The 20,931-nt window shown below is 44.4% G+C and carries 18 protein-coding genes and 1 pseudogene; 3 read left to right on the top strand and 16 right to left on the bottom strand.

Annotated elements, in window-relative coordinates; translation table 11 throughout:
• The first annotated feature begins 416 nt into the window (after positions 1-416).
• Entirely contained in the window at positions 417-1,589 is a 1,173-nt protein-coding gene (locus tag ACK5MF_RS12640; protein WP_416922748.1) for an HD domain-containing phosphohydrolase, read from the top strand.
• Between the two features lie 179 nt (positions 1,590-1,768).
• Here the strand turns inward: ACK5MF_RS12640 and ACK5MF_RS12635 are convergent, their stop codons facing one another.
• From ACK5MF_RS12635 to ACK5MF_RS12565, 15 genes and pseudogenes are all read right to left on the bottom strand, one after another.
• The gene (locus ACK5MF_RS12635; RefSeq protein WP_416922746.1) at positions 1,769-2,791 is read right to left on the bottom strand and encodes a tetratricopeptide repeat protein; all 1,023 of its coding nucleotides are present in this window, start codon (positions 2,789-2,791) and stop codon (positions 1,769-1,771) included.
• Between the two features lie 10 nt (positions 2,792-2,801).
• Complete coding sequence (locus ACK5MF_RS12630) at positions 2,802-3,746, bottom strand: type II secretion system F family protein (RefSeq protein WP_416922744.1); 945 nt, start codon at positions 3,744-3,746, stop codon at positions 2,802-2,804.
• Positions 3,747-3,766: 20 nt separating this feature from the next.
• A complete protein-coding gene (locus ACK5MF_RS12625) occupies positions 3,767-4,735 on the bottom strand; it encodes a type II secretion system F family protein (protein ID WP_416922742.1) in 969 nt (322 codons plus the stop codon).
• An 11-nt stretch (positions 4,736-4,746) separates the two neighbouring features.
• Positions 4,747-6,234 (bottom strand): CpaF family protein, encoded by a 1,488-nt coding sequence (locus ACK5MF_RS12620; RefSeq protein WP_416922740.1) that lies wholly within the window; start codon positions 6,232-6,234, stop codon positions 4,747-4,749.
• A gap of 17 nt (positions 6,235-6,251) precedes the next feature.
• Entirely contained in the window at positions 6,252-7,472 is a 1,221-nt protein-coding gene (locus tag ACK5MF_RS12615) for an AAA family ATPase (protein ID WP_416922738.1), read from the bottom strand.
• Between the two features lie 20 nt (positions 7,473-7,492).
• Positions 7,493-8,026 (bottom strand): TadE family protein, encoded by a 534-nt coding sequence (locus ACK5MF_RS12610; RefSeq protein ID WP_416922736.1) that lies wholly within the window; start codon positions 8,024-8,026, stop codon positions 7,493-7,495.
• Complete coding sequence (locus tag ACK5MF_RS12605; RefSeq protein WP_416922734.1) at positions 8,023-8,463, bottom strand: TadE family protein; 441 nt, start codon at positions 8,461-8,463, stop codon at positions 8,023-8,025. Before ACK5MF_RS12605 ends, ACK5MF_RS12610 begins: the two co-directional genes overlap by 4 nt.
• A gap of 2 nt (positions 8,464-8,465) precedes the next feature.
• Positions 8,466-9,833 carry a pilus assembly protein TadG-related protein gene (locus tag ACK5MF_RS12600; RefSeq protein ID WP_416922733.1) on the bottom strand — a complete coding sequence of 456 codons (1,368 nt, stop codon included), beginning with the start codon at positions 9,831-9,833 and terminating at the stop codon, positions 8,466-8,468.
• A gap of 12 nt (positions 9,834-9,845) precedes the next feature.
• The gene (locus ACK5MF_RS12595) at positions 9,846-10,097 is read right to left on the bottom strand and encodes a hypothetical protein (RefSeq protein WP_416922730.1); all 252 of its coding nucleotides are present in this window, start codon (positions 10,095-10,097) and stop codon (positions 9,846-9,848) included.
• 12 nt (positions 10,098-10,109) lie between these two features.
• Positions 10,110-11,597: a type II and III secretion system protein family protein gene (locus tag ACK5MF_RS12590; protein ID WP_416922750.1), complete on the bottom strand. Its 1,488-nt coding sequence runs from the start codon at positions 11,595-11,597 to the stop codon at positions 10,110-10,112.
• An 8-nt stretch (positions 11,598-11,605) separates the two neighbouring features.
• Entirely contained in the window at positions 11,606-12,337 is a 732-nt protein-coding gene (gene cpaB, locus ACK5MF_RS12585) for a Flp pilus assembly protein CpaB (RefSeq protein WP_416922728.1), read from the bottom strand.
• A pseudogene (locus ACK5MF_RS12580) lies at positions 12,334-13,705 on the bottom strand (AAA family ATPase). The gene cpaB and the pseudogene ACK5MF_RS12580 overlap by 4 nt, the downstream one beginning before the upstream one ends.
• Before the next feature lie 98 nt (positions 13,706-13,803).
• A complete protein-coding gene (locus ACK5MF_RS12575; protein WP_416922726.1) occupies positions 13,804-14,298 on the bottom strand; it encodes a prepilin peptidase in 495 nt (164 codons plus the stop codon).
• Between the two features lie 17 nt (positions 14,299-14,315).
• Complete coding sequence (locus tag ACK5MF_RS12570; protein ID WP_416922723.1) at positions 14,316-14,498, bottom strand: Flp family type IVb pilin; 183 nt, start codon at positions 14,496-14,498, stop codon at positions 14,316-14,318.
• An 83-nt stretch (positions 14,499-14,581) separates the two neighbouring features.
• Positions 14,582-14,809, bottom strand: a complete 228-nt coding sequence (locus tag ACK5MF_RS12565) for a Flp family type IVb pilin (RefSeq protein ID WP_416922721.1) — start codon at positions 14,807-14,809, stop codon at positions 14,582-14,584.
• Between the two features lie 589 nt (positions 14,810-15,398).
• On the opposite strand from ACK5MF_RS12565, the gene ACK5MF_RS12560 reads away from it, so the two are divergent.
• Both ACK5MF_RS12560 and ACK5MF_RS12555 read left to right on the top strand, forming a co-directional pair.
• Entirely contained in the window at positions 15,399-16,145 is a 747-nt protein-coding gene (locus ACK5MF_RS12560) for a helix-turn-helix domain-containing protein (protein WP_416922719.1), read from the top strand.
• Positions 16,146-16,267: 122 nt separating this feature from the next.
• Positions 16,268-17,956 carry an AMP-binding protein gene (locus ACK5MF_RS12555; protein WP_416922718.1) on the top strand — a complete coding sequence of 563 codons (1,689 nt, stop codon included), beginning with the start codon at positions 16,268-16,270 and terminating at the stop codon, positions 17,954-17,956.
• Between the two features lie 232 nt (positions 17,957-18,188).
• Here the strand turns inward: ACK5MF_RS12555 and fusA are convergent, their stop codons facing one another.
• Complete coding sequence (gene fusA, locus ACK5MF_RS12550; RefSeq protein WP_416922716.1) at positions 18,189-20,276, bottom strand: elongation factor G; 2,088 nt, start codon at positions 20,274-20,276, stop codon at positions 18,189-18,191.
• Positions 20,277-20,931: the final 655 nt, after the last annotated feature.

Raw genomic sequence — 20,931 nt, 5'->3', positions numbered from 1 at the left:
TCCATGCCGGCTTCAATCATTTGTACACAGGTATGGCTACCTATGTAGCCCATACCGCCAGTGACCAATACTTTCACTTCACTTACCTCAAAAAAACATCTCATCCAATGAGCAAGAGTTTAACAGGCTATATCGCCTGTATTCTGTGATCATGGCTACAATGTGAAAGCGTTTACACCAATTACACTAAATTGTCATAAAAAAGGGACCACTTTAGCCATCAATTATCTATCTACTACCGAAAGCATTGCTATAGAACCCTTACACGATAATAGGTAAACGATTTCACGATAATGTTTTGCAGCATTTTTATTGGCGATTAATCAAACAGCAAATGGTAACCTCAACTAAACTTATTAAGTAATTATCAGTATATAAATCTAGGGATAGTGAAACGCTAAAATTGGGGGGATGAAATGGACACGCACAGCAAAAATAGCAACCACAGCTATTTCGCTTCAACGGGAACGCTGAACGATCAGCTTGCTGATCTTCATCAGCGATTACGCGTGTCTGCTCCGGAAATTGATCGCATTTCTTTTGCTCTTTATGACGATGAAAATGATCACCTTAAAACCTATGCCGATAGCACCTTCCATGGCTTTGAACTGATGCATTACGAGTTTCCTTTATCCGAGTTGCCCGCCTTAAAAATTTGCTCAGAGACGGGCGAAAGCCGCTATTTAGGCGACATACCAAATCAACTGAATGCCAAATATCCTCACACTAAATGGTTGATAGAACAGGGGTATCGCTCATCTCTTGCCGTTCCTGTTTTCCTAGGTAATTCTGTTTTCCAGGAGAAGAAATTTATAGGCTTTATCTTTTTAAATTCATGCCAGCAGCATTTATTCGATGAATCGGTTGCCGGGTCGCTTAAACCATTTTTGGATATCATTCGCTTTATCATCACGTCTGAATATGACTTAGTGCATTCATTGCTGGATTCAGCTAGCCTCGTTCATTCTCAATCAAAGGCGCATTGGCAGGAGTCTTTTGAGCACAGAGAAAGGATCTGCCGCTATGCGAAAGTCATTGCGCTGGAAGTTGCTCATATTTATCAGCTAGACGACGAGATCATAGAGAACATCACGCAGTTTTCTAAGTGCCATGACATCGGAAAACTATCGGTTCCGGCGAGTTTATTAACTAAGTCCGGTTCACTGATTAACGAAGAACGCGATCAACTGCAAGATCATGTGGAAAAAGGTGTCGAGATCATCAATCAAATCATTGATGAGATGGGCTCACCTGACCATCCTTGTGTTGCGGTATTAAAAGAGATCGTTGCATACCATCATGAATTTTTAGATGGCAGTGGCTATCCGTATGGTTTAACTCAGCAAGACATTCCGGTCTCTGCGCGCATCATTACCGTCGCCAATGTCTTCGATGCCTTGACCAGTCACCGACCATACAAACAAGCATGGTCGGTTCCCTTCGCACTGCTCGAATTAGAGAAAATGGTGGCCAGCGGCAAACTCGATAAGCATTGCGTCAATGGGCTTAGATATCATCAGGAATACTTGAAGCGAGTGATTGAAGCCTATCCTGAGCCAGATCCCAAGGATAGAGCTGATCGTCATTAATACCATATGGAAAACTTTCTGGTCAGTGAATGGGTATCGATAAGCAAACCCTCCGAGCCATGGATGGCTCGGCGGAGCCCCATGGAAGGGTTCATGCGTGTTTGCGTTCGATAGCCATTTACTGCTCCACCGATGTTCAATCTGACCATATTTTTATCTAGAACGGTATAAACTAAACATCACCGAGAGGCGATATCTGAATTGGCAGGAGCTTTGGCTCGTACTTCGGCTAAGGCTCTTTCTAAGTTTTCATTGGCAATTTTGTAGTAAGAAGGCTTTTTGTCGATAGCTTGCTGTAAATAAGGAATCGCTTCATCGGGTTTGCCCTGCAGCAGCAAAAAGTAGCCGACATTATTCAATGCTTCCGCGGCATCCATCCGGCGCATAAACACATTGAGCGCGCGCTGTGCCTCCCCTTTCGCCAGATGAATTAATGCCAAATTATTCAACGCTTTCTCGTTGTCAGGCTCTTGTTCAAGTGCTGCTAAAGTAAAACGGGTCGCTTGTTGGTAATCACCGCTCATATAGTAGGAATAGCCCATGTTCATCAGTGATTTAGCCGATTTAGGCTGAATTTTTAATGCCTGTCGGTAAAAGGCCTGAGCTCTGCCATGTTGCGCTTTTACATCATCCAGCACGCCTAATCCCATATAAGCCATTGCCGGGGATAAGTTATCACTGCCCAAGGCATCAACATCAGCAACACTGGCTTCATCACTTAACGTTAATCTTGTATTTAAACGTAGCTGATCGGCATTAATGGCTTTAAGAAAGTGGCTGCGACCTTCATCTACTTTACCCTGCTTACTGTAATTTGAACCTAACTGCTCTAACACCTGAACATTATTAGGGTTGTGCTCCAACGCCAACAAATACGCTTTTTCTGCAAGCTCGTAGTTGCCGCGCGACTGATGAATTCGACCAATGGTGTATAAGGTTTTGTCACTGTATTGCGGATGAGGAAATTCAAGCGAGCGGATATATTCGTAAAGTGCCAAATCGGAATTATTTTGCCTTAATGCGTAATCGCCACGCTTAATGGCTTCCACCTCGTTTAAAGGTGCGGCATCGGAATCAAAGGTTTCGACCGGGCGTCCATCGTACAGTTCACTTTCAAATCGCTTCGATTGTTTGTCTGCATCACTGGCACAGCCGGATAAAACGACGATTAACAGTAGAGCGCTATAGTTGTATTTTTTCATCCTTCGTCCTCTATTGTCCAAAAGCTTCCATTAATTTGATAATTGCCGGACCAAGCACAACGATAAAAAATCCGGGCCAGATACAGACCAATAGCGGAAATATCATTTTTGTTGGTATCTTAGCGGCAATCTCTTCTACTTCCTGGTTCCGCTTATCTCGATAATCTTCCGTATAATCACGCAGAGTTTGTGACAAACTGCCACCAATGCGAGCCGCATGAGAAAGCATACTGATCAAACCGGCTAATTCCTCCACGCCTGTTCTTTCAACAAATCCTTGAAAGGCTTCTGACATCTCGTAACCGGCTTTAATTTTCAAGCATACGGTATCAAGTTCATCGGCCAAATCGATATGGGACATACTCAACTCTTTTGAAATGCGCAGTAGACCGGCATTTAATCCCAAACCTGATTCCGTACAGACAACCAATAAATCCAACATATCGGGTACACCAGCGCGGATCCTGGATTGACGTTTTTTCACTAAATGACGTAAAAATACATTAGGGATAAAAAGCCCAATTCCGACACTAAAAATCAAGATAAGCAGAGGGTTTTGTTCACTGTCAGAAAAAGTGAAATACATTAAGCCGGCAAACAATCCAATCAATGTCGAGAGTGTTTTTAGCACATAAAAATAAGTGAGCGCGGTTTCATTGTGAAAACCGGCATGCATCAATTGATGACGAACCGTTTCTCGTTCTTTAACGCTGCTGGTGGTAAAAATGGGAGTTAATGACTCCAGCGCATTATCAATTTTGCTATTTCTTTTCGTTAGCTCGGTATCCACTTTATAATTTTGTAAACGAGTACGAACGGTAGACTGCCGCGAGCCACCAAATACTAATAAAAATAACGTGATCACAACCAATACAGTGGCAAACATAATCATAAGCAAAATTAGATTTTCTTCACTTAATTTGAAATTTTGTAGATAAGTGGCTATCTCCTGCATAAATTAAACTCCTGCATAAATCAAACCTCAAAATTAATAATTTTCCGGATCCATAAAGCACCAAAAAACAACCCAATGCCACCATACATAATTAATTTATGCCCTCTGGGATCCATATAAAGAGGCTCTAAATATCCAGGACTAATAACACTTAACATAATGAATATCGCAAAAGGAGCAAGCATCAATACCCAGGCGGACATTTTACTTTCAGCAGAGAGAGTCTTAATTTTTCGTTGTAATTTAAAACGAGCACGTAAGACTTTGGACACTTTATCTAAGTTTTCAGACAAATCCCCCCCGGTCTCTTTCTGCAAAAGCACTGCGCTGGAAAAAGCAAACATCGATACCGTAGGGTTTCGTTCTACCATTTGCATCATGGCAAGGCGAATATCGTAGCCATAATTGAGTAAGTTAAAGGTATTTTTAAATTCACTACCTACAGGCTCTGGCAACTCTTTACCTACTTCACTAAAAGTATAAGTAATGGGATGCCCCGCAGAGAGCATGCGCTTCATGATATCCAGAGCATCAGGAAATAATTCTTCAAACTTACCTAATCGTTTGGAAATTTTACTGCTAATCAAAAAGTAGAGAATTAACCAAACGATAAAACTTATAGCGACTGAAATATATATTTCAGCGCCAAGAAAAATAAATAACGACAACACTAAGATTTGACTGACAAAGGCATAACTCACCACACGAGTTAACGAAGAACGAATACCGGCCAGTTCCAAGTTTTTCTTCATATTAGCGAAATAACTGAAGCTGACCAATTTTTGGTCAACAGGCGACAAGCTCTTGATGTAGTGTTCATTAAGTAAAGAACGGCTTTGTTCATCAACTAATGACTGACTCTCTTTAAGCCTCTTACTAATCGCTCTGTGCTTAGCTTTATTCCCCGCAGCGGGCATTAAAAATGCCTGAGAGATGAGAAAAACAGCAACAAACAGTAAAGCAAAAAAATAAAGCGAATCCTGTTGCATACTATTCCTCTCTACTCAAAGGTTTCATTGAAAATGTCATAAGGCAAATGCCAGCCACGTTTAGACAAAGAATAATGACACTGTGGGATAACACCTGTCGCGGTAAAATAGCCAATCACATTGCCCTCTTCATCCATCCCCTGACGTTGGAATTTGAAGATTTCTGACATGGTAATAATGTCGCCTTCCATGCCATTGATTTCGGCAATGCTGACCATGCGCCGTTTACCGTCTTCCTGACGTTCCATTTGCACCACTAAGTGAATCGCTGATGCTATCTGAGCCCGCAAGTTCTTGGTTGATATATTCCACCCCGCCATGGCAAACATGTTTTCCACCCGGCTTAGTGCATCACGCGGGGTATTGGCGTGAATGGTTGCCAACGAGCCGTCGTGACCGGTATTCATTGCCGCCAGCATGTCCACCGCTTCACTGCCACGCACCTCACCAAGCACGATTCGGTCGGGTCGCATACGCAATGAGTTTTTAACCAGATCCCTTTGCGTGATCTCACCTTTGCCTTCGAGGTTGGCAGGTCGGGTCTCTAAGCGAACCACATGCGGTTGTTGTAATTGCAACTCAGCAGAGTCTTCAATGGTGATGATTCGGTCATCGGTGGGAATAAATCCGGAAAAGATATTGAGCGTGGTGGTTTTTCCTGAGCCTGTACCACCAGAAATAAGAATATTGAGTTCGCCTTTCACTGCCGCTTCAACAAACTTAGCCATTGGCTCAGAGATAGAGTTAAACGAGAGCAAATTATCCATGGTCAGCTTATCGACCGCAAAACGACGAATGGAAACCGAAGGCCCATCAAGCGCCAACGGCGGAATAATGGCGTTGACACGGGAGCCATCAGCTAAACGCGCATCCACCATAGGCGAAGACTCATCAATGCGTCGCCCCACTTGGCTAACAATTCGGTCAATAATGCTGCGCAGATGGCGGTCATCAAGGAAGGTGTAGGGTGTTTTCTCCAGTTTACCGCGCCGTTCAACAAACACACTTTTGGCACCATTGACCAAAATATCAGAAACCGTGGAATCATTTAAAAGCGGCTCTAATGGCCCCAAACCAAACACTTCATCTTCAATCTGTTTGATGACTCGCTTGCGCCCTTCCGCACTTAAAGCGTGGCTTTGATCTTCAGCCATCAGTTGCACAATAGCGTCATGCAGATCTTTTTTTGCCCGGTCTTTTTCCAGACTCGAAAGCAGTGCTAAATCTAAGGTTTCTAATAATCTTCGGTGATAGTAGTGCTTTGTTGCCTGCTCTTGTTCGAGCTGCTTACGTGTTTCATCAATCTCGCGATTTTTCGCTTCCGCTTCGCGTATTTTACGTTGCAGTGGATTGTCGTCCTGTTTGGGCGCAGCCGCTTTGTCTTGCTTTTGCGGCGTCGCAATGGATTTCGCTCGTTCCGCTTGCTCCACTAACGGCAACACCGTGTTCCCGACATCGCTCTGGAAGTCAGGATTAATACTCTTACGTTTAAAAAACATGACCTCTCCCTAATCCATCAGGAAAACAGACGTTTCAACCAACCCTTTTTACTTTTGACTGGGGCTAAGGTTTGCGACAATTCGGCAACGGATTTGGTTATCGAACTATTTCTTCTTGATTCAACAAACGGCTTACCTAAGTTGGCACTCTCTATGGCGGCCTTAAAATCATTGGGAATGATGTGCATCGCTAAGCTTCCCAGTGTCAGTTCAATATCTTTCAAGCGAATCTGTTGCCTTTTTTCATAACGATTCACAATTAACTCAATCTGCTCTTTGGCGATGCCATATTCCAAGGTCAACGACTTGGTCATGCGTGAGGCATTTTTCACCGCCACCAAGTTTTGCTGCGTGACTAAAAAGACTTTTGTTGCCTGCGATAATACCGGCGCAAACATACGATCAACCCCGGAAGATAAATCGACAAAAATGTAGGGGTAGAATTCCATTAACGTCGGCAGCAAACGCCCCATCTGCATCGCTTTATCAAAGTTTTCGTTATGGTTTTCATGTTTGAAGCTAAGCACATGCAAGCCGGAAGGGTGTTTAGAGACCAATGAGTGCAACGACATCTCGTCCAAATCTTTCACATTGGCAATCGCGTCATTAATGCTGTAGGCAGGGCTAATATTGAGATAGTCCATAACCACACCAAAATGGATGTCTAAATCCAAAAGCAGCACTTTGTCTTTATTTTGCAGTGCCACTTCCACTGCCGTATTGAGGGCAATCGTGGTCGCACCAGAGCCACCTTTGGTATTTAAAAAGGCAAATAATTGGCCGAGCTTTCTCGCCGCTATTTTATCTTCCGCGACATTTTTCAATAATGGCATCAACTCCATGATGCCCGATAAATGGGAAATAAAGTCGGCTGCGCCAAGCCGTAAGGCGATTTTTAATGCGCCGTTATCGCTTTCATCGCCAAAAATAATCAACGAAGTATTGACGTCAGAATGTTCTAACATCGGGCCGTCATAGTTTTGTAATTCCACCACCTTCTGCGCCCAATTCGGTCCGGTTTCCACGAAAATAAGATCCGGTGGCGTAAAATGCTTAAAACTGTCGGCCATAACGCTGTGTAACGAAATCGATTCAAAGCTGAGACTTGGACATTTAGCCAACTCATTCATCATGTGTAATTTAAACGCATCACTCGAATATAAAACCCAAATCGATAAATTGGTTTTCAGCCTTATATTATTACTGTCGCTACGAGACAATTTTACTGCTTCCCCCATAGAGGCTCCCTTTATTATTTTTATTGGCAGTCAATATATAACGGTTCATTGGTTACGGGGTCTGGTCTTCCTATCCCCAAAGACTCAGCGGCTAATACGGTTTCAAACGGCGCAACCGTAATCACGCCCTGATCACCCAGAAAATTCAAAATGCCGGAAAAGCCATAGTTATAATTAACCACTTTTGCTCTGACATAATGGATATCCGCATTAGTCGTCGATATATTGGCGACCTCCTGACCATCAGCATCCAAATAATCAATACTCAAATTTTCACTGGTAAAATTTTTCGGTACATGTTCCGCTAACGCTAATGGTTTAATAGCATCATCATTAACTTTACACACCGTCGCTATACGAGCCGCTCGGCGAGTTAAGTCATTAAGTGCTTGCATGCTAAAAGTAAAGTATCCCAACTCTAAGATGGCAAAAATCAACAACAACAGCATTGATGCCACTACTGAGAATTCCACAACCGTCACACCTTGTTGCTTGCGATACAGCTGATGATGATCAGGGAGGCGACGATCAGCTTGACGAGAATAAAACTTCATGGCGCTATCCTCATAATGGCAGAAGATCGGATATTCAGATTATCTAATGCATCAATGGGAAGAAGGTTGAGGATTGATTCAAAATCATAAGCGGCGCTGATCACGACATAATCTCCGTCTTTAGTCACAGAGATATTGTCTAACTGTAATGAATCGAGAATCGGTTTGGGTATTTCTCCATCGGCAAATGATTTTTTACCGTACATCACCATTTTCTTTATATCGTTTTCATCAGCAATCGCGTTTGACATAGCCGTACCATAAATATCAACCACGGCATAACGTGCGGCATTTTGTACCGACTTATTTAACGTGCTGTAATGAATAAAAGCATTACCGAACTCAATCACCGCAGTAAATATGAACAACAAAATGGGTAAGGTCACCAGAAACTCTACCGCAGCAAGCCCCGATTGTTTGCCAACAGAACAACGCATACTCAAGACTCCTTATTAAAAGGGTCGTCATACAACACGATACGATAAGTACCTAAATTGTTGCTGACGCCGTTATAAGGCACATTAGTGGTTGGGCATTTTTGCAAATACTCGCCATAAATTTCCTGCTTATCGCCATTACTTTCTGGCGCGCGCTGTAAAAGGAAAAAACACCCAATAGCGGTTACTTCATATTCACTTTTGCCTGTTTCTCCCCCAGAGCAGTCAATAATCGGAACAGAAAGACGCCGGCGGTAACTTCCCGTTGCTTTATATTCATCGTAATTAAGAGTTAGTGCTTCTTTGGCATTGATCGGAGAAAACTCATTGATGATTGCCTGATAAGAGGCCTTTTCTGCATCTGACAGCGTTTTGTTCTTATTCTTGGGGTCAACGCCTGTCTTAACGGCAATTTCAGCCTCGATGACCATGTCATACAACTCGTTGAGTGTTGTACCTTTTTTTAAACCATGCATATCTGCATAATCTGGGTCCAATAGCGCTTCTTCTGGATTCAAATCTGCAGGGTACAAGTCCGCAGGTAACTTCGAATTATCATTATCAAAACGGCTATTAAGCCCTTCGCCGACAGGTCCAATATTATTACCGGGTTTCGATACCACTTTATTGCCAGTAAGGGTACAGCCTTCAAAAGATCCCCCTAATAATTCCGAGAGTTTGAGTTTTTCGGGATCTGTTAGCTCCTCTGGATTTAGTGCATTAAAATCGAGCAACTGGAAGTTTCCCGGCCCCATCTCTGAAGTGTTACTGGCAAGCTTTAACGCATAAACGTTATTCACTCCATAACCAGAGTTCTCGGCTGATTTATCTATTGCACACACAGCCATTGGCACTAAATTACAACTGCCGCCACCTGTGCTTGGGCCGGCTACAGCACTCGCTGCTAATTGCTTATCAAGGCCAAAGATTTGCATCACAAAACTGGCTAACGGTAGATGACTAACAGCGACTCTCACATAATGTTCTTCGAGCGCCACACTATAGATACCAGTAAAATCGCCACGATTGGATAAAGTGATACTCACTTCTACAGGTTCGGTAACAAAATCCAGTTCCGTATTTCCATTCGCCTTTGCCATTTGTGCCAATGCATCTTTTGCCGCCGTTGTCGCAATGCTCAAAGCTTCAGCACTGGTAACCGTCGACAAATCGGAATGATCTAATGCTAAAGCCGCAGATAATGCTGCCGCATCAACACTGTTCTGCAATTTAGTGCGATTCATCAGTGCGTGGTTGATATCAACTGCAAGTGCGGCAATCCCCATAAACGAAAACAGGGCGATAGTCACTATCACAGCAACCAGACCTCGCTGTTTTCGCATACCGCGAACTGGATGATGTGTTGTCATATAAACCTCAATTTAATTGGCAAAGCCTTGTAAAATCTGGCTATTAGCACTATCAATAGACTCACCTTTTTTGCCGGTATAAGTGCTATAAATGCCTTCCATTTTTTCACCGTTACCGGTTGGGATCACTTCCCGGTTTTCCATGGTGGCATTGGGGTTGTACACTTGCTCTTGCCTTACTTGCGCCATATAACTCCCCATTGGCGCAGGATTGGAACAGCCGCTAACAACACCTGCAACCAAGATCAAAAATAGGTATTTCATTGCTTGCTCTCCTTACATCTCATGGCCAAACGAACCTTCACTGCCACCTTTTGCAGACAGTTCCATCACTTGGGAGTGATCCAATGGTGCTCGATGAATTTGATCAGGTTTTTTCAGATATGCTCCCCTACCTAATAGGTAATATTTGACGTCATTTGGCTCAACGAAAGCATCAGTAGGCAATTTAATTTTAGAACGATCGATGGGTTTCGCCAGTCGCGGCGTAACGAGGATCACCAGCTCGGTTTCACCGGAAATATAGGACTGACTACCAAACAACTGGCCTAATATTGGCAAATCACCCAAGCCGGGCAGCTTGGAGGCCGAATCACGCACATTTTCACTCAGCAGCCCAGCAATACCAATGGTTTGCCCGTCAGCCAACTCTAAGGTGGATGAGGCGCTGCGGCGGGTGATCGGCGGAATATAGTAGGTAGCATTGGTGCCGGAAGCGCCGAGCGATAAGGCGGTAGAGGTCGCAATTTCACTCACATCAACCGCCAAATTTAAATTGATTTTCTTATCACTGAGAATCGTTGGGGTAAATTTCACCCCCACACCGTACTCTTTATATTCGATAGTAATGCCGTCATCGCCGGGCACCGGAATCGGAAATTCGCCCCCCGCCAAAAACTCCGCGTTGGAACCGCTCAATGCGGTTAAGTTTGGCTCAGCAAGCACTTTGGCCACCCCGGTATCTTTGGCGATATCCAACGCCAAAGTAAACAGGGTATTGCCGTCAATAAAGGAAGAGAGCAAACCGGTGCTTTCAATCCCAGAAGAGCCTAAGACTGGCAAAATGGAACCGGAACCACCGGGAAGCGTGCCGAACGAAGGGATTAAACTGCCCCCTGCCGAGCCACCGCCGAGCGAAAACTTACCGTTGGTCTGGAAAAAGCTGAAATTGGTGCCAAAGCGTCGCACCAAACTACGCTGAACCTCGGCAACGGTCACTTCCAGCATCACTTGTTGCGCGCCGCCAATGCTCATTAAGTTCACCACGCCGGTGCTGCTGGCTTGAGAATTTCGTGAACCGGTTTCACCATCGGCCGCTTGCCCTGCGGCGTAAGTTTCCGCCAAACGCAGCGCCAAATTCATTTTCTCTAACGAACTCACCTGGCCGCTTAATATCAAACGGTTCTGGGCACTTTGCACATTGATGGTTTCATCGGGCAACAGCTCGAACAGTTTGGCTTTTAAATTGTTCACATCATGAGTCACCTCAATATTAAATGGCTCAATCAGTTCCCCCCTGCTGTTCCATGCCATTAAGTTGGTTGAACCGAGTTTTTTACCAATTAGAAACAACTCGTCCGCTTTTAGCATCACAATGTCGAGAACATCTGGGTCCCCCAGCGAAACTCGGGTAGCCTTGCCCGCTAACTCAACGAAGGTCGATTTGTGGTGCGGAACATTGACCGTTTCACCACTTTGCGTTGCCGCAAATACCCAGTGGCTTAACGCCAGACACAGTGTCAGTGCTGTTATTATTCTTTTCATCACTCACCTCACTCCCTGACACGAACACTTGAAGAATTCGTTCCTTTTATAATGGTTACTCTCGGAGCCACATACGGTTTCACTACTTTCGGCTCAACCGCATTCGGATTACGCAGTGCCAGTTGAATCGAACCTTTACTGTTCGCGCTTAGTAATTTTTCCGCTTCTTTTGGCGTCACTTCCAACGTCACCGCGCGCACAATGATCGGTTTGTTCTCTTTTGTTCGCGCGGTCTGGTCGACAGCTAACACCTTGATGTCTTTCAAGACAGTAGTGGTATAAGCGTTGACGGTATTTAATATATCGACCCGGTTACCGGGCAAAAGAAAACCCGCCACGCCGATAACATCATTGACCCGAATGGTCAGTGCCCGCTTGTCTTCAGGAATTAAGGTTGCTAACGTCGCCCCCTGTCCCGGCGCGCTGATATGCTCGGCAATAATAATTTCGTCAGGGTACATATTGTCGGAGGCAACCATACCGATCAGCGTCGATGTATCGGTAAATTGGTTCTCCGCTCGCCAGGCTTTCTCCAGTTGTTTGCTGGTGAAGTGCTGCTCATCCAGCACCGTACCGGCGGCGATTTCAATCGCGGCGACGATAACCGGCTCTCTTTCCACCACTTCAACTTTGGTCTGTGGCTGAGATTGTCTATCCATCCACTGTTTGGCGAAGAAAACCGCCCCAAGACCAAAAATGATCGACAGCAAAAACAGCAAAATAATCTGATTGCGACTCATCGAGCGCCTCCTCCTTTTCCATCCGCGGTAAAGTACACTTCCCATGCGCGTTCGAGTATTTCTGGCGTGATAATGGGTTGTGCTTCTTCAAATGCGATGATGTCTCGACTGATTCCGATAATGTCTTTTGGCAGACAAGGATAAAAACCCACGCCATGCAAACTATGTAAGTGATATAGGCTTGCAAAAGACGCTGGCGGTACCGATAGCGAACGACCACTCGCCATACTTTCCCATAGCGCGTGGTATTCAGCTTGATGTAGCGGGTGAAACTGAATTTTGTAGCCCAGACGGCGAAGAAATGCCGGATCGCTGATTTTTTCCGGATCCAGGTTGGTCGAAAAAGCTAAAGTCAAAATAAAAGGAATAGTGATTTGCTGACCATTTGGCAGCGAAAGATGGTCAAAAAAATACTCCATTGGCACGATCCAACGGTTCAATATGGTATCGACAGGCATCGGCTGACGACCTAAATCGTCAATCACCAAAATGCCGTTATTGGCCATCATTTGCAGTGGCGCCATCCATACCCGGTTGTGCTCTGAATGATTGACTTCCAGCATATCCATGGTGAGCTCACCACCCACCTGAATACTGGGTCGTTCGCATAACACCCAACGGCGATCATATTGATCTTTATAGGTCAGGCTTTGTGGTTGTGCCTCTTGGTCGGCAACCGGTTTATGATGCTGCTGTGAAAGCACTTTGATGATATTGCCTGCGGCATATACCGCATAAGGGATATAAACCGAAGTATTAAGCGAGTTCAGCAGCCGCGTTGCCACATAGGTTTTACCGGTCGGTACCGGCATCGCCATACAGCAGCAACGCGCGACCAGAGTTAATTGCCGGGCCTAATACTGAGATCATCCGTTCAGCGCCAAACACATCGCTCATGGCGCGGGTCACATCCGGGCGGGTGACTAATTTAGCGCGCACATCTTGCGCCTTCACCATGGCGTTATAATCCTGCAATGACACCGGAGCCGGACCTAAATAGGCATCGCGCGCAAAAGCGTTATCCGCCTCTTGCATACCGCTTTCAGACAAACCATAACGCACATGCCCGGATGATTGCGCTAAATAAGCATTAGACTCCGCCTGATACACTTCGACTAACGATTTTTTACGCAATATGGCAATCAGCTCTTCCAACATATGGCTGCTGATCGCCATGAAACGCGTTAATTGCAAAATATCAGATTTGGGGTATGCCGCCAGTTGCTTAAGCAGTAAGTTTTCCAGTACCGCCTGGGGAACATGCAGCTCATCAAAGGTGGTAGGAACCTTAGGCGCAGGTGCCTGCGGCGTTAACTTCCCTTTGTCACTTGGCGGTAGTTTGGTCACCTCTTTCACCTCTAAATCCATATGAGGCTCCCTTTTTTCCTGTAAAAGATGGTTTTGTAAAAGCTGATTTTGTAAAAGATGAATCTGTAAAAAATGTGTCGGGTGTTAAGAAAACCGTTTTATGAAAAATGAGAAAAATAGCGGTCGATCGCTAAGGCAATAATCATTACCGGTGCCAGCGGCATATAGGTGGCGTTGCTTTGCATCGGCGTCATGCTACGAAAGCTGACACTCGCCATCACGGCTTGATAGCCCAAATAACCGTACTGTGCGCCAGCAGTTAAACGCTTAAGTAGCTGATACATCACCCCAATAAACAGGCAACTAAAAGCAAATGCCCAACTGTAATGGGTCAGCTCGCCCCACCCCAGAATATAACCAATCACCGCCGCCAGTTTGACATCGCCGGCCGCGACACCGCCGACGATATAAAGCAATAGCATTAAGATAAACAACACGCTAAAGCCAATCAGCCGCTGGCTGATCGCAACGGAAGAAGCCAATGAAGCCACAATCGCAACACACAGCAGTATTAACAGCCACAGATTAGGGATACGCTGCTCGCGGGCATCAAATACGCCGATAATAAAAAGTAGCGGCCAAGTAAACGCCATATAACCCAGCAAACGGACTACTCCCAATCCATGGCAGCAGTTAACACCGTTAAGTAGTTATCCGCAGTTAAGCCTAAAGCGGTAAAACCTACGGCTAACACAGCCACAACCAACGAACCGGCAACAACATATTCGACAGAGCTTAAACCTGAATCATCTTGCAGAAAAGTTAACCACCGTCCATTTGTCGTCGATATCATAGGCACACCATTGCATCGGTAAAAAAGGTTTAAATCCAAGAGGAGGTTTTCCTCCTCTTAAAACTTAATAATTATGATTGTTACTACAAATCCTCACCGCCAGTCGTGTTACCCCCACCGCTAGTCGGGCTCAACTCAGTATCTAAATTCGTATTCAAACCATCCAACGCAGTCTTTAGTTTATCGCCTAAGTCACCAAAACCAGCAACTAACACCGCAACCACCAATGCTCCCGCCACTACATATTCCACCGCACTCAGTCCATCTTCATCTGCCCAAAAGTTTTTTACTTGCTGAATAAATTTGTTCATTTGAGGCCTCCTTTTTTAATTGGCTCAAATCTAATGTAGAGAGTTCTAAAATGAGCGGTTAGGACTTTTTTGTGCTCTTTTGGTACTTTTTTACCCTGAAAACAGACCAACAGCAGCCATTTCCCTCCATCTTTAGGATTAATTAGTACTCATTATTTCGCACTAAATTGGCGCGCAAGCCTTTAGGAAACAAGTTTCAAGCAAACGAAAGCAAACAGTTAGCATTGAGTGATCTATCTATAAATCGAAAGGATTAATTTAGCGTTGCACTTTCTCATTTTTGAAAATAATCAAAAAAATTACATCGCTAATATGAAGTAGCATCACGATTAAAGCCTGCTAAATGGCGCAATTTGGCGACGCTATCGGGTGATTTGGCAATGCTATAAGGCTATTTTGGGGACGGCATACTGCAACTTTTAGGTGATAACTTGCACTTTTCTTTCATAACTCTACCCTTACATTATCATGACAATAAATTGACACAACTGACAATCCCCTGACCAATAACATTAGCGATTCGATGAGCGATTAGCAGGACAAGTGAAAGATCGAACATGACTTAGCAAGCAAGGATAGAAGCTTATTTATGGCAACAAAGCATGTCGCTCACTGGCTTGGCAGCCCGGTGAACCAACTACCGCAACGGGTACACCATGCGTGTCACTTTTTTTTTACTGTGATTGAGCACGGTAATGATGTTTCCATTCTTAGTGAACCCAGTATTCGCTATGCGATATTTTTTCTTCATCATCAAAAATGCCAAGAGTTATTACTCACTGCGCTGAGAATTTGCGCCAACCTGAATAAATATTTGGTGATCATCCACGAAGGTAACTATTTAAATTCGATCAAGAGCAATGACGTTGTTTTTGCTCTGATCGATATCTCCAAGGAAGATCCACTGATCGCAGCACGCACAATTAGCGACAAACTCAGTTTAAGCTTTTCTTCTGGTCAGCGATCTTTTGACCCCAGGCTGCAACATGCTGCTGTTTCACCGCAAGCCATGACCAAAGAGATGTTGGATATTCTGCGTCATATTGATCTCAACTTAACGCAGGAAATCAAAGAAGAAGATGTCGCTGGCTATTGCCATTACTCGATCTCTTATTTTTCCAAGTTGTTCAAAAAAATGGTGGGCATGAGCTTTCGCGACTACCTATGCAGTAAGCGCATCACACTGGCAAAGCGTCTGCTACTTGAAGAGCCGAATGCGAAGATTGCTTTTGTCGCCTATCAGTGCGGTTATCACGATGTCTCTTATTTCTCACGGATTTTTAAAAAGAAGACCGGCATTAGCCCGGGCGTATTCCGGCAAATTAATGCCCCATAAAGTTACAAATTTTCACCTTTTGATCTTTTTCGAACTCGTCCAAGCGTGCTAATGTAAATTTTAATTAACATTTCAATAACAACTATTATTTACTAATCAGCACTGTTACATGGAGTTCGAACATGATTCTGCCAAATGAGTCACATCAAGCTTGCTGCTCTCTGCCTCCACCAAATGAAATGATCTTAAAATGGGCGAAAGAACGACCCAATGAAATTTATCTTAAACAGATCATTAACCGCCAATTTGTTGAATTTAGCTACGCTGACGTTGCCGATAAAGCGCTACGTTTAGTCTCTGCGCTACGCAAACTAGGAGCAAAGCCCGGCGATAAAGTGGCGCTGATTGCGAAAAACTGCGCCGAATGGTTTATCTGCGATTTAGCCCTGATGCTGGGTGACTATATCAGCGTGCCGATTTTTCCAACCGCCGGAGCGGATACCATTGAATTCTGCCTAAGCCATAGCGGTAGCCAGCATATTATTGTTGGTAAGCTGGACGACAACGCAGCGATAAGCGCGGTGTTACAACAGATGTCGAATATCATCAGTATTTCATTGCCCTACGATTCAGCGCCGCAATGCCAATATCAATACCAAGACTTAATTGAGCAATATCCGCCGAGCGAAGAAAGAGTGCAACACCACGATGATAAGCTGATGTCTCTGGTGTATACCTCCGGCACATCCGGTCAGCCCAAAGGCGCGATGCTGACCTACGGAGCTTTTACTTGGTCTGCTCAGCAACTGATCGATCTGATACAGATCGAAGATAACGATCGTTTGTTCTCTTATCTACCGTTAGCGCATATTACTGAACGGGTGTACGTTTTCGGAACCTCGATTCAGGGTGGCGTGCAAACCGCCTTTCCTGAATCACTTGAGACGTTTATTGAAGATGTCAGAATGCAGCGTCCTACGCTGTTTATTTCCGTTCCGCGTTTATGGACTCTGTTTCAGCAAAGAATTCTCGATAAGCTTGCGCAGCGAAAGCTCAACCTATTGCTGAAAATTCCGTTGCTAAACTCAATCGTCAAACGCAAGATAGCCGATGGTTTAGGGCTAGACAAGGCAAGGATATTAGGCTGTGGCTCTGCGCCTGTCTCTGCTTCTTTGCTCAGTTGGTATCATCAAGTGGGCTTAAACATCACCGAAGCCTGGGGAATGACAGAATCATTTGCCTACAGCACGCTTAACTACCCTTTCCGCGCAGATAAAATTGGTACGGTTGGTCACTCAGGCCCGGGCATAAAGATTAAGATTGCCGAAGATGGCGAAATATTGCTGCTCAGTCAGGGAATTTTCTCTGGCTACTACAATAACGATATCGCCACTAAAGAGTCATTTGATAATGAAGGCTGGCTGCACACCGGTGATATTGGCTCGATAGATAACGAAGGTTATCTAAGTATTCAAGGGCGTAAGAAAGACACCTTTAAAACAGCAAAAGGCAAGTTCGTTGCCCCGGTGCCAATTGAAAACAAGCTGTTTGAATATTCGCGGGTAGAAATGATGTGCATGATAGGCCTAGGCTTACCTGCGCCTATTTTGCTAGTGGTTCCTCACGCCTTCCCGCACTTTGACCGTTCCCGTTACGAAAGGACAACCGAGAAAATCATTAAACGCATTAATGCTGAAGTGGAAACTCACGAACAAATTAAAGGTGTGTTAATGATCAAAGAACCGTGGTCAATTGCCAATGGCATTCTTACCCCGACGTTAAAAATTAAGCGCCATGTGTTGGAGAAAAAATATCATGAGATTGGGCAAAACTGGCCGAAAGATCAGTTGATTGTTTGGGAGAGGGGTTAAGTAATACCAAACACATTAATTTTCTGATCAAGTAGACATTGAGTACCGATAAGCAAACCCTCCGAGCCATGGATGGCTCGGCGGAGCTTCATGGATGAATTAATGCGTGTTTGCGTTCGGTGCTCATTGTCTAATACTGAACAAATAAATAGTGAAATGGGTATAAACTGAAACTAACAAAAAGCCCCACCAGCTTTCACTGGTGGGGCTTTTTTATAACAGTTACTAACTATTATTTCTTAGCGTTACGCTCTTTAACTTCAGCGATAACTTTTTCTGCTACGTTAGCAGGACATGGTGCGTAGTGTGCGAACTCCATAGAGAACTGACCACGACCAGAAGTCATTGTACGTAGAGTACCGATGTAGCCGAACATTTCAGATAGTGGAACGTCTGCTTTGATACGTACGCCAGTAGCTGCTGCTTGTTGGTCTTTGATCATACCACGACGAAGGTTAAGGTCACCGATTACGTCTCCAACGTGATCTTCTGGAGTGAACACGTCAACTTTCATGATTGGTTCTAGAAGTTGCGCGCCAGCTTTTGGCATAGTTTGACGGAATGCACCTTTCGCTGCGATTTCAAATGCGATTGCAGATGAGTCAACTGCGTGGAAGCCACCGTCAAATAGCTCAACTTCAACGTCTAGCGTAGGGAAGCCAGCTAGAACACCGTGAGCCATCATGCCTTCAAAGCCTTTTTCTACTGCAGGCCAGAATTCTTTAGGTACGTTACCACCAACAACGGTTGATTTGAACGTGAAGCCTGAGTTTGGCTCACCTGGTTTGATACGGTAGTCGATCTTACCGAACTGACCTGAACCACCAGACTGTTTCTTGTGCGTGTAGCTATCTTCAACAGCTTTAGTGATGGTTTCACGGTAAGCTACTTGAGGAGCACCAACAATCAGTTCAACACCGTAAGTACGTTTAAGGATGTCTACTTTGATGTCCAGGTGAAGTTCGCCCATACCTTTAAGGATGGTTTCGCCTGAATCTTCGTCAGTTTCCACTTGGAAAGATGGATCTTCTGCAACCATTTTACCGATCGCGATACCCATTTTCTCAGAACCGTTTTTATCTTTAGGCGCAACCGCGATAGAGATTACTGGCTCTGGGAAGATCATTGGTTCTAGAGTACATTCGTGTTTAACATCACATAGAGTGTGACCAGTTTGCACGTTTTTCATACCAACGATAGCGATGATGTCACCCGCTTGAGCTTCGTTGATCTCTGTACGGTCGTTCGCTTGCATCTCAACCATACGGCCGATACGCTCAGTTTTACCAGTTGCAGAGTTAAGGATAGTGTCACCCTTCTTCATGCGGCCTGAGTAAATACGAATGAATGTTAGAGCACCAAAACGGTCATCCATGATCTTAAACGCAAGAGCTTTAAGTGGTAGGTCTGCGTCTACGATCGCTTTCTCACCAGTTGGTTCACCAGTTTCTGGGTTAGTTAGATCTTGTGGCTCAACTTCTGTTGGGCTTGGTAGGTAATCTACTACTGCGTCAAGAACAAGTTGCATACCTTTGTTTTTGAATGCAGAACCACAGAATGTTGGGAAGAACGCTAGGTCACGAGTACCTTTACGGATACAACGTTTGATGTCTTCAACTGAAGGTTCTTCACCTTCCATGTAAGCCATCATTAGTTCGTCGTCTTGTTCAACCGCTGTTTCAACTAGCATTTCACGGTATGTTTCTACGTCGTCAACCATGTCCGCTGGAACTTCTTTGATTTCGTAGTTTTCTGGTAGACCTGAGTCATCCCATACGTATGCTTGACGGTTTAGGATGTCAACCACACCAACGAAATCGTCTTCACGACCGATTGGTAGAGTCATCACTAGTGGGTTTGCACCAAGTACGTTTTTAACTTGCTCAACAACGTTGAAGAAGTCAGCACCCATACGGTCTAGTTTGTTTACGAAGATCAGACGAGATACTTCTGATTCGTTCGCGTAACGCCAGTTAGTTTCTGACTGAGGTTCAACACCGCCAGAACCACAGAATACACCGATACCGCCATCGAGTACTTTAAGTGAACGGTATACTTCAACTGTAAAGTCAACGTGTCCAGGAGTATCGATAACGTTTAGACGGTGATTTTTCCACTCACACGTTACAGCTGCTGACTGGATAGTAATACCGCGCTCTGCTTCTTGTTCCATAAAGTCTGTAGTAGATTCACCATCGTGAACCTCACCCGTTTTATGGATTTTACCAGTAAGCTTAAGAATACGCTCAGTGGTAGTGGTTTTACCCGCGTCAACGTGCGCGAAAATACCAATGTTTCTGTATTTCGATAAATCTGCCATTGTCTTACTCTGTTAATAGGATATAAAATGCGCGCAGAGTATATCACAATCTGTCAAGACTGATACCCCTGCAAGCCGTTGGTCGAAAAAATAATTTATCGACAGCTAATGATGGTGAAATATAGGTGATTCCCACTCAAGACGCGAGCGAATTCAAAAATATTTTCTTCGACTCTCATCTTGACTTCGTCATTTCAGAATATTCCTTGTTCCCACGGTTCTCCGTGGGAATACATACCGAACTTAAATTAACTACATTTGGACAATATAGTAATCATTAAGTCTATAACCCATATATGAATTACCACGCAGAGCGTGGGAACTAGAAAACACTCCTCGTCATCCCGGAAAATGCGCAGCATTTATCCGGGATCTGGCTCTTGGTTAGTGCTGGCTGGATTCAGATTCCTGCCTTCGCACAATGCTGATCGTTTAAAGAAAATATAACTACTTGAACGATCTTGCAGTTCAAGCAAACTAACTCTTCGTAACTGAGGAGTTAGTATGTTTGCCAATGAATTAGATGACCTTTCTACTTGCTATCCACTGAACACTGAATATCTTGAAGTCCTTAATGCACAATTGCCTATTGAATGGGTGAACGACGCGTTAAACCTAACAACACATGCAACGGTTCGTCGCCGTAAAATCTTAC

The organism is Vibrio sp. (genome assembly GCF_047973365.1).
Classification (GTDB): Bacteria; Pseudomonadota; Gammaproteobacteria; order Enterobacterales; family Vibrionaceae; genus Vibrio.
The sequence above is the reverse complement of the archived record's forward strand: the minus strand, read 5'-3'. Positions and strand labels throughout refer to the sequence as shown.

Excerpts from the sequence above, each read along its gene's own strand:
- ACK5MF_RS12570 (WP_416922723.1), bottom strand. The coding sequence starts at position 14,498 with ATGATATCGACGACAAATGGACGGTGGTTAACTTTTCTGCAAGATGAT.
- ACK5MF_RS12635 (WP_416922746.1), bottom strand. The coding sequence starts at position 2,791 with ATGAAAAAATACAACTATAGCGCTCTACTGTTAATCGTCGTTTTATCC.
- ACK5MF_RS12615 (WP_416922738.1), bottom strand. The coding sequence starts at position 7,472 with ATGGGGGAAGCAGTAAAATTGTCTCGTAGCGACAGTAATAATATAAGG.
- cpaB (WP_416922728.1), bottom strand. The coding sequence starts at position 12,337 with ATGAGTCGCAATCAGATTATTTTGCTGTTTTTGCTGTCGATCATTTTT.
- ACK5MF_RS12560 (WP_416922719.1), top strand. The coding sequence starts at position 15,399 with ATGGCAACAAAGCATGTCGCTCACTGGCTTGGCAGCCCGGTGAACCAA.
- ACK5MF_RS12600 (WP_416922733.1), bottom strand. The coding sequence starts at position 9,833 with ATGACAACACATCATCCAGTTCGCGGTATGCGAAAACAGCGAGGTCTG.
- ACK5MF_RS12595 (WP_416922730.1), bottom strand. The coding sequence starts at position 10,097 with ATGAAATACCTATTTTTGATCTTGGTTGCAGGTGTTGTTAGCGGCTGT.
- ACK5MF_RS12630 (WP_416922744.1), bottom strand. The coding sequence starts at position 3,746 with ATGCAGGAGATAGCCACTTATCTACAAAATTTCAAATTAAGTGAAGAA.
- ACK5MF_RS12610 (WP_416922736.1), bottom strand. The coding sequence starts at position 8,026 with ATGAAGTTTTATTCTCGTCAAGCTGATCGTCGCCTCCCTGATCATCAT.
- ACK5MF_RS12605 (WP_416922734.1), bottom strand. The coding sequence starts at position 8,463 with ATGCGTTGTTCTGTTGGCAAACAATCGGGGCTTGCTGCGGTAGAGTTT.
- ACK5MF_RS12555 (WP_416922718.1), top strand. The coding sequence starts at position 16,268 with ATGATTCTGCCAAATGAGTCACATCAAGCTTGCTGCTCTCTGCCTCCA.
- ACK5MF_RS12575 (WP_416922726.1), bottom strand. The coding sequence starts at position 14,298 with ATGGCGTTTACTTGGCCGCTACTTTTTATTATCGGCGTATTTGATGCC.
- ACK5MF_RS12620 (WP_416922740.1), bottom strand. The coding sequence starts at position 6,234 with ATGTTTTTTAAACGTAAGAGTATTAATCCTGACTTCCAGAGCGATGTC.
- ACK5MF_RS12565 (WP_416922721.1), bottom strand. The coding sequence starts at position 14,809 with ATGAACAAATTTATTCAGCAAGTAAAAAACTTTTGGGCAGATGAAGAT.
- fusA (WP_416922716.1), bottom strand. The coding sequence starts at position 20,276 with ATGGCAGATTTATCGAAATACAGAAACATTGGTATTTTCGCGCACGTT.
- ACK5MF_RS12590 (WP_416922750.1), bottom strand. The coding sequence starts at position 11,597 with ATGAAAAGAATAATAACAGCACTGACACTGTGTCTGGCGTTAAGCCAC.
- ACK5MF_RS12625 (WP_416922742.1), bottom strand. The coding sequence starts at position 4,735 with ATGCAACAGGATTCGCTTTATTTTTTTGCTTTACTGTTTGTTGCTGTT.
- ACK5MF_RS12640 (WP_416922748.1), top strand. The coding sequence starts at position 417 with ATGGACACGCACAGCAAAAATAGCAACCACAGCTATTTCGCTTCAACG.